Source organism: Christensenellaceae bacterium 44-20 (assembly GCA_041223705.1).
Lineage (GTDB): Bacteria > Bacillota > Clostridia > Christensenellales > Christensenellaceae > QANA01.
Map to the genome: position 1 here is coordinate 970,222 of JBCLQU010000001.1, position 13,728 is coordinate 983,949.

General features: G+C 55.2%; 14 protein-coding genes. 2 read left to right on the forward strand and 12 right to left on the reverse strand.

Annotation, left to right across the window (positions count from 1 at the left end):
• Positions 1-6: 6 nt before the first annotated feature.
• The 11 genes from AALG83_05150 to AALG83_05200 all read right to left on the reverse strand — a co-directional run bounded on the left by AALG83_05150 (position 7) and on the right by AALG83_05200 (position 10,282).
• Positions 7-222 carry a F0F1 ATP synthase subunit delta gene (locus tag AALG83_05150; protein MEY8382541.1) on the reverse strand — a complete coding sequence of 72 codons (216 nt, stop codon included), beginning with the start codon at positions 220-222 and terminating at the stop codon, positions 7-9.
• A 3-nt stretch (positions 223-225) separates the two neighbouring features.
• A complete protein-coding gene (gene atpF, locus AALG83_05155; protein ID MEY8382542.1) occupies positions 226-702 on the reverse strand; it encodes a F0F1 ATP synthase subunit B in 477 nt (158 codons plus the stop codon).
• Between the two features lie 20 nt (positions 703-722).
• A complete protein-coding gene (gene atpE / locus AALG83_05160; GenBank protein ID MEY8382543.1) occupies positions 723-953 on the reverse strand; it encodes an ATP synthase F0 subunit C in 231 nt (76 codons plus the stop codon).
• A 75-nt stretch (positions 954-1,028) separates the two neighbouring features.
• Positions 1,029-1,931 (reverse strand): FoF1 ATP synthase subunit a, encoded by a 903-nt coding sequence (locus AALG83_05165; protein MEY8382544.1) that lies wholly within the window; start codon positions 1,929-1,931, stop codon positions 1,029-1,031.
• A 107-nt stretch (positions 1,932-2,038) separates the two neighbouring features.
• Positions 2,039-2,302, reverse strand: a complete 264-nt coding sequence (locus AALG83_05170; protein ID MEY8382545.1) for a hypothetical protein — start codon at positions 2,300-2,302, stop codon at positions 2,039-2,041.
• A gap of 347 nt (positions 2,303-2,649) precedes the next feature.
• A complete protein-coding gene (locus AALG83_05175; protein ID MEY8382546.1) occupies positions 2,650-5,301 on the reverse strand; it encodes a cation-translocating P-type ATPase in 2,652 nt (883 codons plus the stop codon).
• A gap of 321 nt (positions 5,302-5,622) precedes the next feature.
• Positions 5,623-6,270 (reverse strand): deoxyribose-phosphate aldolase, encoded by a 648-nt coding sequence (gene deoC / locus AALG83_05180; protein MEY8382547.1) that lies wholly within the window; start codon positions 6,268-6,270, stop codon positions 5,623-5,625.
• Positions 6,271-6,343: 73 nt separating this feature from the next.
• The gene (gene rbsK, locus AALG83_05185; GenBank protein ID MEY8382548.1) at positions 6,344-7,270 is read right to left on the reverse strand and encodes a ribokinase; all 927 of its coding nucleotides are present in this window, start codon (positions 7,268-7,270) and stop codon (positions 6,344-6,346) included.
• Between the two features lie 147 nt (positions 7,271-7,417).
• On the reverse strand, positions 7,418-8,215 hold the full coding sequence (locus AALG83_05190; GenBank protein ID MEY8382549.1) for an ATP-binding cassette domain-containing protein: 798 nt from the start codon (positions 8,213-8,215) through the stop codon (positions 7,418-7,420).
• Positions 8,216-8,217: 2 nt separating this feature from the next.
• Positions 8,218-9,111, reverse strand: coding sequence for an ABC transporter permease (locus AALG83_05195; protein MEY8382550.1), 894 nt, complete (start codon positions 9,109-9,111; stop codon positions 8,218-8,220).
• 145 nt (positions 9,112-9,256) lie between these two features.
• Positions 9,257-10,282 (reverse strand): ABC transporter substrate-binding protein, encoded by a 1,026-nt coding sequence (locus AALG83_05200; protein ID MEY8382551.1) that lies wholly within the window; start codon positions 10,280-10,282, stop codon positions 9,257-9,259.
• A gap of 756 nt (positions 10,283-11,038) precedes the next feature.
• On the opposite strand from AALG83_05200, the gene AALG83_05205 reads away from it, so the two are divergent.
• Entirely contained in the window at positions 11,039-11,560 is a 522-nt protein-coding gene (locus AALG83_05205) for a helix-turn-helix domain-containing protein (protein ID MEY8382552.1), read from the forward strand.
• A 20-nt stretch (positions 11,561-11,580) separates the two neighbouring features.
• Entirely contained in the window at positions 11,581-12,075 is a 495-nt protein-coding gene (locus tag AALG83_05210) for a hypothetical protein (protein ID MEY8382553.1), read from the forward strand.
• Between the two features lie 143 nt (positions 12,076-12,218).
• On the opposite strand, the gene AALG83_05215 is transcribed toward AALG83_05210, so the two are convergent.
• Positions 12,219-13,727, reverse strand: coding sequence for a hypothetical protein (locus AALG83_05215; GenBank protein MEY8382554.1), 1,509 nt, complete (start codon positions 13,725-13,727; stop codon positions 12,219-12,221).
• Between the last annotated feature and the right edge of the window lies 1 nt (position 13,728).

Genomic DNA, 13,728 nt, shown 5'->3' on the forward strand with positions numbered 1-13,728 from the left:
TTCCCCCTAGTCCGACAGGCGCCGCTGCATCTCCTGCAGCTGCGTTTTGAGGCTCGCGTCGTAAACCTTGCTGTCTGCAAAGATGCAAAAGCCGCCGAGCAGCGCCTCATCCTCGATTATTTCCAGTTCAGCCTTCTGGCCAAGCAGCTTCTCCATCCCTTTTTGGATAGAGGAAATCAGTTGCTCGTCATAGGGCTGCGCGATTCTCACTGTAACCTGCATCGCTTATTTAACCTCATGAAAAAACTCATTCACGACGCGGCGGTTATCCTCCAGGGAAACCTCGCGCTGCAAAATCCGGCCGGCAATCTGCGCCGCCGCCTGGGCGACCTGCTCCTGCATGCCCTCCATGGCGCGCGTTTTTTCCTGCTCGGCCTGCTGCCGGGCCTGGCTCAGCACCTGATCCGCCTGCTCCCTAGCAGCGCTCTTAATGCCCTCTGCCGCCTCCAGCGCCTTCTGCTCTCCCTGGCGGAGAATTTCCCGCGCCTGCTGCTCGCTCTGGGCAATCTGCTCATCATACTGTGCTTGACGCGCCTTAGCCGTCTCTTCCAGCTCTTTCGCGCGCTCCATCTGGCCGGCAATCTTCTCCGCACGCTCATCCATGAACCTGCGCACCGGCTTATAGAGCAAAACGCGCAGCAGAACATACGTTACGACGATATTGACAATATGAATGAGAATATCCAGTGGATAAAGCTCCATTTCTGCCTCCCTGCCCTAAGCTATGCGCCCAGCGTAAACATCATAATCAGCGCGCTGACGAAGCCGTAGATAGCCGTGGATTCCGTAAGCGCCAGGCCCAAAAGCAAAATGGAGTTGATTTTGCCCGAAGCCTCTGGCTGCCGTGCAACTGCATCTACCGCTTTTCCCGTCGCCAGGCCCATGCCAAGGCCAGCCACCGAGCAAGAAAGAAGGCAAAGTGCCGCTCCAATCGCAATATAACCGATTTCCATTTTTATTTCCTCCTAAAATTTTTTCAATTTTTATATGTTCCAGAGCTTTCGCCCCAGATGAAAACGAGTTTTTCGCTATTCCGTCGCTTCATTGATGAAGCTGAGCGTCAGCGTGACGAAGATAAACACCTGAATGCAGGGGTGGAACACATTGAAGTATAGCCCCACCAGGCTCGGGATATAGAGCGCGGCGCTGCCCATCGCATAATACAGCAGCTCCATGACGATCATGCCGCCCAGCATATTGCCGAAAAGCCGGCAGGCCATGGAAACCGGCACTGCCACATCCGAGACGATCTTGATGGGGAAGATGATGGGCGTCGGCTGTGCCATGCTCTTGATGCGCCCGCCCAGCCCCTTCTTCTTGATGCCGTAGTAGTTGATCAAAATAAAGGTGATCAGCGCCATGGCAAAGGTCATTGTGATATCCGCCGTCGGCGCTCTCAGGCCGAAAAATTCCACGCTGGAGCATATGATCATCATAAAGGCCAGCGAGAATAAGTAGGCCGGCAGGTTTGCTCCCATTCCCGGCGCCCGGGATTCGGTATAGTTGCAGACGGCGTCTACGGCAATCTCCAGCACATTTTGCAGGCCACGGGGCTTCTCCCGCATCCGCGGAATGACGAAGATGCGCAGCAGCACTGCAATCACCAAAATGACCGCCATGGCGATCCAGGTGAGGACCACCGTACTGCTGATATCCATGCCAAAAAGCGTCATGCGCGGTGCAAACAGCTCAACTTTGAATTCTTCCGCCTGCTTTTTCCCAAAGAAAAAAGTCAGCGCCTCCAAAACCGCCAGCCACGATCCCACGACCATCAGCACAGTCGGCAAGGTTTTCTTGCGCTTCAGCTTCTTATCCGGGTTTTCTGCGGCCGCGATTTTTTTGATCGCCGCTTTTCTCAGAAAAAACCCCAGCAGCGTCAGCAACAGCCCCGCTCCAACCAGAATCAGACAAATCAGTTTTTCCTGTGTCATCTTTTTTGCCTCTTTTTATTTAAAATCACTCCACCCCAGCGCATACGCCGCGCCTGCGAGTGTTCCAATCCCTTTTTACGGCTGTTTTCAGCCTTTTGCGCATAGCATCATTTTGCATCTGCGCCCCGCCGGGCCGCAATCATCTGCACAATCGCTCCCGTCATCAGAAACGCCGCCTCAAAGCCCCCGGCCCAGGCCAGCTCATCCGGGCAAAGCCAGGCTGCAAGCCCTAGCCCCAGCAGCAAAACCGCCGGGTTCGCCAGCGCCAGCATCCAGGGGATCCGCGCCGTATGGCAAACGGCATGGCAGAGCCGGGCCAGCAGGAAAAACCCTGCGCCTCCGCATAGGATTCCGATCACCGCTCCAACCATAGCATTCCCTCCTTTGCGCCACTCTGCAAGAGCATATTATATGCCTGTAAAATCAAAAATGCAATATGATTGAAAAAATTTTTTTGTAACATTTTCGTCATCTTTCTTCCGTGTTTTATCCTCCGCTCAAAAGTGCCGATTTTAGCGCCAAATTTCATCTATTCCCCGCCGATTTTCTGGCATTCAACAAAGATACAACAGCATGAAATCAATTTCCAGAGAGAGCACAGAATTTTTCACGCAGAACCAGTTTTTTTCAATTCTGAAATAAATTGCTCCGCCGCCTTTGGGGCATAAAAAATCTGCCGGCATAAGCCGGCAGATTCCTTTTTCTCTCAAGATTATTTTTATGCTTTTGCACGCCGCTTTGCAGCTCTTCTCTGGAAGAATTTGACTAGCTCTACCAGCGGGACTGTGCTGATGGCCAGCGCCATAGCAACTGCATATTCCGCCAGGTTGATGCTCTCAAACTCGAATGCCGCGGCCAAGCCCGGCAGATAGATGACGGCCGTCGTCAGCAGCAGGGAGAGAATCATCGCGCCCCAGAGATATCCGTTGTGGCTCTTTAGCGAGAACACGCTGGCTCTCTGGCTTCGCATATTGAAGCTGTGGAAAATCTCTGCCATGCTCATGGTGAGGAACGCCATGGTCATGCCGTCTGCGCTTTGGGCAATCTCCCAGACGCCCGCCTCCATAAAGTGGCCGATAAAGTAGGCGGCCAGCGTGATGATGGTAACGAGCACGCCCTGATACGCGACGTCAAACCCCATGCCCCCGGCGAAAATGCCCTCTTTGGAGTTGCGCGGCGGGCGGCTCATGAGATCCGGCTCGCCCTTTTCCATGCCCAGCGCCAGCGCCGGGAAGGTATCCGTCATCAGGTTAATCCAAAGCAGGTGCACCGGCTTTAGAATGGTAAAGCCCAGCATGGTCGCAAAGAAAATGCTCAGCACTTCACTCATGTTAGAGGCCAGCAGGAACTGGATGGATTTGCGGATGTTGTCGTAAATCCGGCGGCCCTCCTCTACAGCATGCACGATGGTGGCGAAGTTGTCGTCTGCCAGCACCATATCCGCGACGTTTTTGGTGACGTCTGTGCCCGTAATGCCCATGCCCACGCCAATATCCGCGCTCTTGATGCTGGGCGCGTCGTTGACGCCGTCGCCCGTCATGGCGGTGATATATCCTTTCGCGCGCCACGCCTTGACGATGCGCACCTTATGCTCGGGCTGTACCCGGGCATAGACGCTATACTGCCCCACTTTCTCCGCAAACTCTTCCTCGCCAAGCTCAGAGAGCTGTGCGCCCGTCATGGCCTGGCTTTCATCCTGGATGATGCCAAGCTGCATCGCAATGGCAATGGCCGTATCCCGGTGATCGCCCGTGATCATGATGGGGCGGATGCCTGCCTGCTTGCACTGCTCGATCGCACCCAGAACCTCCGGGCGGATGGGGTCTATCATGCCTGCCAGGCCGATGAAGGTCATGCCCTGCTCGAGATCTGCCGCCTCAAAGCTGGCCGGCTTTTGCTCGTATCCCCGCATCGCCGCGCCCAGCACTCTAAGAGCCTTGCTCGTCATGGCCTTATTGGCCGCCAGAATCTCCTCCCGCGCCCGCTCGGTCAGCGGGAGCGCCTTGCCATCCTTCAAATAGGAATCACAGCGGCGGATAACTTCATCCGGCGCGCCCTTGGTATACTGCAAAAATCTGCCATCCTCCTGGGCATGCACGGTGCTCATCATCTTGCGCATGCTATCGAAGGGCGCTTCGCCGACTCTAGGCTGTTCCTGCGCAAGCTGGCTCTTCTTTAGGCCCAGCGCGGCGGCATAGTTTACCAGCGCGGCTTCTGTCGGCTCGCCTGTGGCCTGACCATCTGCCCCAAGTTCCGCGTCCGAGCAGAGCGCCATGGCGCTGGCCAGCAGCTTCTCATCCTGGGCATAATGCTCGACGACGGTCATCTTGTTCTGCGTCAGCGTGCCCGTCTTGTCGCTGCAAATGATCTGCGTACAGCCCAGTGTCTCCACAGCCGTGAGCTTGCGGATGACAGCGCTTCTCTTGCTCATGCGCGTTACGCCGATGGAGAGCACGATGGTAACCACCGTCGCCAGTCCTTCCGGAATTGCCGCAACCGCCAGGCTGACTGCCACCATGAAAGTGGAGAGCAGCGTATCCGGCGCGAAAGAGCCTGCCCGCCAAATGCTAACGGCAAAGATGAATGCGCAGATGCCCAGCACCAGCCAGGAGAGCGTTTTTGAAAGCTGCCCCAGCTTCTTTTGGAGCGGGGTCTCCTCATCCTCGGCCTGGGAGAGCGCCGTGGCGATCTTGCCCATCTCGGTCTGCATACCTGTTGCCGTAATGACGGCCTTGCCCCGGCCGTAGACCACCGTACTGCCCATATAGACCATGTTCGTCCGGTCGCCCAGGGTAATATCCTTCTGGCCTTCCGCCAGGCCCAGCGTCTCCAGCGCCTTGTTCGCAGGGACGCTCTCGCCCGTCAGCGCAGCCTCTTCTATTTTCAGGCTGGCGCATTCGATGATGCGGCCGTCTGCCGGCACGGCATCACCCGCCTCCAGGATGACGACATCGCCCACCACCAGATCTTCGCTCTTAATCGTGATCATCTGGCCATCCCGCAGAACCTTGCTGGTTGCCGCGGCCATCTCTGCCAGCGCCGCAATGGCCTGCTCGGCCTTGCTCTCCTGATAGACGCCCAGAACCGCATTGATGAGCACAACCACGCCAATGATGATGACGTCTGCAAACCCTTCGCCGGAATATGCCGAAGTGATGCCCGAAATGACCGCCGCGATCATCAAGATGATGAGCATCGGGTCTGCCAGCTGATTTAGGAACCTGCGCATCAGCGAGACTTTTTTGCCCTCTGCCAGCTTGTTTTTGCCGTCTCTGTCCAGGCGCTCCTTGGCCTGCGCCCCGCTAAGGCCATGCGGCGAGCTTTCAAGCTGCTCAAAGACGCGCTCTGTATCCTCTGTGTAGAACTTCATGAATTTCTTTCCTTTCAAATATTTCTAAACGGCGCTTTGCCGCTCTTTGCCAACCGCCTTTTTTCCTTTTTTTACACGCTCTATCCCTTCCTATTCTTCCTCTTATCAAAAAGACTCATGCACAGCAACCCAAATTGCTGCACATGAGTCTTGTCTTTTAATCCAAGCCAGGCTTTCGCCATGATGTTGACTTGAAACACGCATTTGCGTGAAAACTACTCCCCCATGAGGCCAAATATCTAATTTGAAATAAAGAATACCATGTTTTTCACACCATTGCAAGACATTTTTTGCGGATTTGTCTCTTCTTTATCCAAATTGCTATTCTGCCGTTACGATGGCGATGCCCGCGCTGGCGCCAATGCGGTCTGCGCCCGCCTCAATCATGGCAAGCGCATCCTCTTTTGTGCGGATTCCGCCTGCCGCCTTCACTTTCGCTTTGCCGGCAACCGCCTTCTTCATCAGCGCCACATCTTCCGCCGTCGCCCCGCCGGTGGAAAAGCCCGTGGAGGTTTTGACGAACTCCGCGCCCGCCTGCACGCAGAGCTCGCAGGCCCGAGTTTTCTGTGCATCCGTCAGCAGGCAGTTTTCCAGGATCACTTTGACGATGGCCTTGGGGTGCGCCGCATCCACCACTGCCTGAATATCCTCCAGAACAGTCTTTTCATCGCCCGCGATCATCGCGCCGACGTTGAGCACCGTATCCACTTCCTGCGCGCCGTGCTCCACAGCCCATTTGGTCTCAAAGGCTTTGGCTTCGGCGCTCATGGCCCCCAGCGGGAACCCGACGACACAGCAGACCTTCACATCGCTGCCTGCCAGAAGCTCTGCCGCCAGCGGCACAAAGCAGGTGTTGATGCAGACGGATGCGAAATCATATTCCCGCGCCTCGGCGCACAGCTTCTCCACGTCTGCCTTAGTCGCATTTGCCTTCAAAATCGTGTGATCGATATACTTGTTTAACTGCATTTTGCTCGCCTCTTTCTCTTGCTGGGCTTTCCTGTCGCCCAACGGTCCTTTTTATCCTCAGCGCTGGCTCATTTTAGCCGCGCGCGTTCTTCAAAAACTCATCTACTTCTGCCCGGGCAGGCATGGCCGGCGCCGTCCCCCGGCGCGTTACGGAAATCGCCGCAACGGCATTGGCAAACTCGCACGCCTCAAACAAGCTCTTGCCCTCGGAAAGCGCCACAGCCAGCCCGCCGTTAAAGGCATCGCCCGCGCCCGTGGTATCCACCGCCTGCACGCGGTAAGCTGGAATCATCCGGCTCTGCTCCCTGGTCGCCGCATAAACGCCCCGGCTACCCAGCGTGATGACGACACTGCCAATCCCCTTTTGGAAGAAAAACTCCGCCGCCTTTGCCGCGGCTTCTTCGCCATCCACCGGGATACCCGTGATGGCCTCGGCCTCCACTTCGTTTGGCGTGATGAGATCGACGTTTGCCAAAATCTCGTCTGCCACCTGCGCGGCAGGCGCCGGATTCAAGATGTTTTTCGCGCCAAACCGATGCGCCATCTCGATGACGGCCTGCGTGGCATCCAGATTGGTCTCCAGCTGGGTTACGACGTAATCCGCCTCACGCACCAGCGGCTCCAGCGCGGCGACTTCCTGCTGGGAAATGGTCGCGCATGCCCCTGGAACGATCATGATGCAGTTCTGCGCCGAATTCTCATCAATGACGATGAGCGCCGTTCCGGTGGGATCCTGTTCGGAATAGAGCAGATGCTCTGTGCTCATGCCGCTCTTTTTCAGCTGATCTTCAGCCAGCTTTGCAAAGCTGTCCCTGCCCAGCTTGGTTACGACGGCCACATCGCCCCCGGCCATGCCGGCCGCAATGCCCTGGTTGAATCCCTTGCCGCCAGGACCCATCTGAAACGAGCTGCCAATGACTGTCTCCCCCGGAACGGGCAAATGCGCGCCGCGGCTGGCCAGATCTACGACAAAACTGCCGAATACTAAAATTTTTCCCATATAGGATAGTCCTCCCTTTTGCTCACGCTTGCCTGAGCCGACTATGATTCTATTAGAAAACGAATAGCTATATTATACCTTTTCTTTCCTTTGGATTCAAGCCGTCCACCCCGCCAATAAAAAAGAGCTGGCAGCGCCAGCCCTGATTTACTTTGAAAGCAGCATGCGGTCGTTATCCATGCCTGCGCCCGAGACTTGCTGGAAGCGCTCCAAAAGCTCTTCCACCGTCAGCCGCTTCTTCTCCTCGCCCGAAATATCCAGGATGATCCTGCCGCCGTCCATCATGATCAGGCGGTTGCCATGGCGGATGGCATCGCGCATGTTGTGCGTGACCATCATGGCCGTCAGGTGATGCTCGGCGATGATCTTATCCGAAAGCTCCAAAACTTTGGCCGCCGTTTTCGGATCAAGCGCCGCCGTATGCTCATCCAGCAAAAGCAGATTCGGCTTTTTGAGCGTCGCCATCAGCAGGGTCAGCGCCTGGCGCTGGCCGCCGGAAAGCAGCCCAGCCTTGGTCGCCATGCGGTGCTCCAGCCCCAGCTCTAGCTGCAAAAGCTGTTCCCGGAAAAAAGCGCGCTCCATCTTGGTAATGCCCCATTTGAGCGTGCGGTGCTGGCCGCGGCGGTATGCCAGGGCGAGGTTTTCCTGCAAGCCCATATCCGCCGCAGTGCCCATCATGGGATCCTGAAAAACGCGGCCCAGCAGCCGGGCGCGTTTATGCTCGGGCAGCCGGGTGATCTCCTGATCGCCCAGGAAGATATGCCCATGATCGACGGGGAACACGCCTGCAATGGCGTTGAGCAGCGTGGATTTTCCCGCGCCGTTTCCGCCGATCACGGTAACGAAATCGCCCTCGGAAAGCGTCAAGTCTATGCCGCAGAGCGCCTTTTTCTCGTTGATCGTGCCTGCTTCAAAGGTCTTTTCCAGCCCGGTAATCTTCAGCATAGCTAAACCTCCTTCCGAAAGGAATTTTTGAGCGTTCTAAAATAACCGCGGAATACGGGCAGCGCCAGGGCAACTGCAACCGTCAGCGCGGTAAACAGCCGCAGGTCGTTGCTGGGCATGCCCAGCCAGAGCACGAACGCAATGATGATGCGGTAGATAATCGCGCCGAAAACCAGCGAAATCAGCCGCACAAAGAAATTGCCCTTTCCCAGCAAAACCTCTCCGATGATGAGCGATGCCAGCGCAATGACGATGCTGCCAATGCCCATGCTCATATCCGCAAAGCTCTGGTTTTGCGCGATGAGCGCGCCCCCCAGGCCGACCAGCCCATTGGAAAGCATGAGGGCGATGATGGTCATAAAGCGGGTATTGATGCCCTGAGCCCGGGCCATTTTGCGGTTGTTGCCCGTGGCGCGGATGGCGCAGCCCAGCTCGGTCCCGAAAAACCAGTAGAGCGCCGCAATCAGGATGCTCACGATAATCAGCATGACGGCGATGACTGCAAAGTTTTTGGAAAGCCCGAGGTTTTCAAAAGGCGTAAAAACCGTATCCATCTTGAGCAGGGAGACGTTTGCCTTGCCCATGATGCGCAGGTTTACAGAATACAGCGCCAGCATCGTCAGAATGCCCGAAAGCAGCGCTGGAATTTTCAGAATTGTGTGGAAAAAGCCCGTCGCAAGGCCGGTGCAAAGGCCGCCGCAAAATGCGAGAATCAGCGTCAGATACGGGTTCATTCCATTTGAAATGCAGATGGCGGAAATTGCCGCGCCCATGGTGAGGCTGCCCTCCACGGTCATATCCGCAATATCCAGAATTTTATAGGTGATATAGATGGCGATTGCCATAACGGCCCAGATCAGGCCCAGCGAGATAGCGCCAATGAAATCTTGTAGCATGGTTCTCCCTCTATTTTCCTGTTACTTCTTTGGACGATGCGGCCGAAGCCCCAAAAGCTCCGGCCGTTCATCCTGCGCCGCTTTGCGCGGCTATTTTGGAGCGCGCCCCAAAGAAATGCCGGGCGCCATAGAGGCGCCCAGGCGCTTATTTTACATACTCCTGCAATTCATCCGGAACTTCCAGGCCAATCGCATCCACAAACTCCTTGCTGATGGCGTAGTCGAACTTCTGCGCCTTCTCAATCGGCATCGTAGCGGGCTCCGCCTCGCCTTTGAGGATCTTGATGGCCATCAGGCCGGTCTGGTAGCCCAGGTCGTAGTAGTTGATGCCCAGCGTCGCCATGCCGCCGGATTCCACCATGCCCGCCTCGCCGCAGATCACCGGCGTCTTGGATTCGGAAACCACGCCGTAAACCGTCGGCATCGCGGAAGCGAAGGTGTTGTCCGTGGGGACATAGATGACGTCGCACTTCTTGACGATAGCCTGCGTTGCCTGCTGAACATCGTTCGTGCCCGTAACCGTCATCTCGACGTATTCCAGCCCTGCCGCCTCGATATACTGCTTGGCCAGGCCCGCCTGGAGCACAGAGTTATCTTCACTGCTGGTATAGAGCACGCCCACCGTCTTGGCATCCGGGCAGAGCTGCTGCAAAAGCTCGATCTGCTCCTCGATGGGGTTCATATCGCTTGTGCCCGTAACGTTATAGCCGGGGGCATCGTCGCTCTTGGCCAGCTTGGCGCTGGTATAGTCCGTAACAGCCGTGCCCACGACGGGGATGGTCTCGGTCTCACCCGCGATGGACTGGACGGCCGGCGTCGCGATGCCCAGCACCAGATCCATATCCTGGCTGACGAAGCTCTTGCTGATGGTGGAGAGGTTGGACTGATCGCCCTGGGCGTTCTGGTAATCGAGTTCCAGATTCTCGCCCTCGGTATATCCGTTGTCCTTCAGCGCCGCCAGGAAGCCTTCCCGCGCGGAATCCAGCGCCACATGATCCATATACTGGATGATTCCAATTTTATACTTCTCGCCGTCGGGCGCCGTGCTGGCGTCATCCGACGCATCGGGCTGCTGGCTGGGTGCATCACTCTGCTGCGCGCAGCCTGCGCCAAATACGCAGACCATCAGCACGCAGAGCACAACGGCCAAAGTTTTCTTGAGTTTGCTCATTGTTTTCTTCCTCCTAAAATTGAAAGCAGATTTTCCTGCTTCGCTCTCTTTTTGGGCGCCAGGGCAATAAAAAAGCCCCGAGAGATTCTCGAGGGCGCATTTGCGCGGTACCACCTTGATTTTGACGCGGCCTTGCGGCGGCGCTCTTTTGGGCGGCAGAGCCGTCCTCTGCGATATCGGGCAGACCCGGAAAAACTCGCGGGGTGAACTTCACCGCGCGCTCCCGCTTTTTCACACCACCCAAAAGCTCTCTTTAAGGCCGCATCGCGCTTACTCTTCCCGGTCGACATTTTTCTATTCTGATAATAGTTACATTTTAAGGATCACAGGGAAATTTGTCAAGGTTTTTATTTGCTACCAAGATGAAATGCCAAGGTCAAGGGCCATTCTGAATCATTAGGGGCAAGCCCCTAATAACCCCACTAAAACTATCAAAAAAATTTTGTGTACTTAACTTAAGTTCACTTTTCCCATCGCCCATCAAATCCACACTAAAATAAAATCAGCGCCTTTCCTTCTTTCATCGCTTGCTCTCTTTTGCTTGAGGCCAGGGATGAACAGCGCCGGGGGTGTGGGGGTGTGTGTACGGCCGCACCAGCTTACAGTATTTTCCAACACGACTTGTGCGGCAGAGTTTGGCAGCTCCCTGCTTCCTCTATCGCACATCCCACCCCCACGTTTTGGTTACTTTTGCGCCAAAAGTAACAAGGCAAATCCTTTTTTTGAACCAACGGTTGGTCGGACTCTGCACGGCCTTTGAAATTTGCACCACATAGAAGCCCTTTCGCCCTTGACCTTGAACTTGTCTTGACCTTGCCCTTAAAACAGCCCGTCTTTCCCCGATGCCTGCCAGGTTTTGCGCTTTCCTTCGATAAATCGTATGGTTTCCTACGGCTCTCAATATTAAAAACCAAATTCTTCCAACCCTATAATAAGAGGAAGCATGACTATATAGATGGAGAAAAACGAATGCACCCAATCTTACAGCGTATCACAGAGCTTAGAACCCAGCGCGGCTGGAGCGAATACCGCTTGGCGGAATGCTCTGGCGTGGCGCAATCCACCATTTCCTCTTGGTACCAAAAATCCTATATTCCATCCATTACATCTCTGGAGAAAATCTGCGCCGCATTCAGAATCTCTCTTTCGCAGTTTTTTGCCGAGGTGAACAGCGAACCCATCTCGCTCACCCCAGAGCAGCGCAAACTGCTGGAAAAGTGGGACACACTATCCGACAGCAGCAAAGAAGCCTTCTTTCGTCTGCTGTCCGAGCTCTGATCGGCATAGCGAGGCTATCTATGAATTTGCCAAAAACCTGCCTTCTCTTCGGCCCGTCTCATTTGTCGGCCAAAGCGCGCCTGCGCCTGGCCCCAGCGCTCAAAGAACAGCTCCGGCGCATGATAACCGAGCAAAACTGCCGCGCCTTCCGCCTATGCGACGGCGGCAGTTTTTCCCGGCAAGCGGGGTATGCCGTGCTCAGCCTCAAAAAAGAGTTTCCGGAGGTCTGCCTGTTTTTCGACCTCCCCTCATTCCCCCGGTATATCTTTCCCAGGTATCCGTGGCTCAACGCCTCCCTGCATGCGCTGACGCCCCTGCTGACGGCCTGCGATTATCACCACTTTGTCTCCTCGCTGTCCTATATCGGCGTGCGCAAGGCCGCGATTTGCCACTCCATCTCCCAGAGCGATCTCTGCCTGATGTATCCCGACACGCGGCTGGGCTATCACCTGTGCCGCTTTGTCTCCAAAGCCTGCTTCTTTTCCGATCTTCCGGTCTCTTTCCTGGAAATATGAGCATGAAAAAACGGCCTCCCTCGGGAAGCCGTTTTTTGCCTATTCCAGAATTAGAGCTGAACAGAATGCACGCACAGCCACGGGCATCATCGCCGGGCAGAAGGAAAAGGCCAGCCGCCTTGCCCTGTTCCCTTTTCCACGCACTACCGCTTCGCCTCAAGCTCAGGTTCATGCGTATCAAAGGTTACGCTGTCGACCACTCTCCACAGGTAATTGTCATACACCACGATATTGAGACCCCGGCTATTTTTGCAGTGGTCTGCCCCGCTAATCTTGATAGAGCCCGTATTTCCCGCATCCGTTCCGCCAGAGATAATCTCATAGCGCAACAATCCGTCCTGCACAGCCCCTTTTCTCTGTAAGCGCTGCTTGCCCATCTCCTCCGCGACTACCTCGCCCTCCGAGATGATGGCATAATAGCTGGCATCCGCCTGCTCCGAAAGATCCGCCGTCAGCCCCAGCGCCTCCCATTTCTGCTGCAATTCATCGTTCCAGGCGCCCGAAGCGTCTCCCTTCACTGAAAGAAAAACGGTATATCGGGAATTGTCAATCTGTTCCAGGTAGGAGTACAGATCGGTATTGCTCATCATGCGGAAATTATTGGCTATCCCCTGATAATATTGCCGCGTGCTTTCATAAACTTGATGCTGCCTTGGCGCAACTTCATATTCCTCTGCCAAGAGTTTCCCAAAATAACGCGTAATCTTGGATGCGCCGGAAAAATTGACATGCTCGCTATCCGTATCCAAATCTTCCAGTCCATTAAAATTGATGGCCTCCCACAGAAGCTTTTCATTGAAATCATATAACGCCAAGCCGTTTGCCTGCGCAATTTCCCGCTCGGTATTATATCTTTGAACAGTGCCTCTTTGCCCCCCTGCTGGCGTCTTTACCAAGATCACTTCGATGCCATTTTCCCGGCAAAGCTGAAGGATTTTATTGAGATATTCCAGCATGATCTCCCGAGGTTCTTCCTGTTCCCGCGAACTAGCCGGGTCAAAAGGAAGATGCGCGAAATGCCGCGGCTCTTCAGGGAGCCCCATCTTGGCATTATAGCCCTTTAACTCATAGTGCGAGCTCAGCTCAGCATAGGAAAAATCTTCCCTCTGTAGATCTCTCCACCTGGAATGGAACCTCAGATTTGTAAAGTAATAACTGGCCGCAGACTGTTTTGCATCCCGGGCGCAGATATCTGCAATCGCCTCTCTTTTCACAGCCCCCCAACGCATGGGATCGATGGCTTTTCTTGCAAATCCCTCTGTCGTATTGAGCACCTCGCTGGGCATATAGGAAAACAGCATCAGGCAATCCAGCACTACCACTTTGGGGGATTGATAGCGCAGTGCCTCCTTAAGCCAATAGTAGGTGATCAGCAGGTTTTGCTGTTCCGAGCCCAGGTTATAGCTGGTGATGCCGTAGCCATCGTAAAGCTCCTGGGGAGAAAAGGCCGCGGCCGCATGACTGCTTCCCAAAAAGAGCACGTCCACCGTATCCCGCTCCATCTCGTAAAAGCCGACGAACGTCGCTGTTGTCGGCCATGGGTTTGTGATAAAATATTCCGGCTCCAGCAGCTGGTTGATTCCAGCCATGCCAACCGCCACCAGCAGCACCAACGCCACAGCGTGGATCCAAAATCCCACATGTTTTTTCATG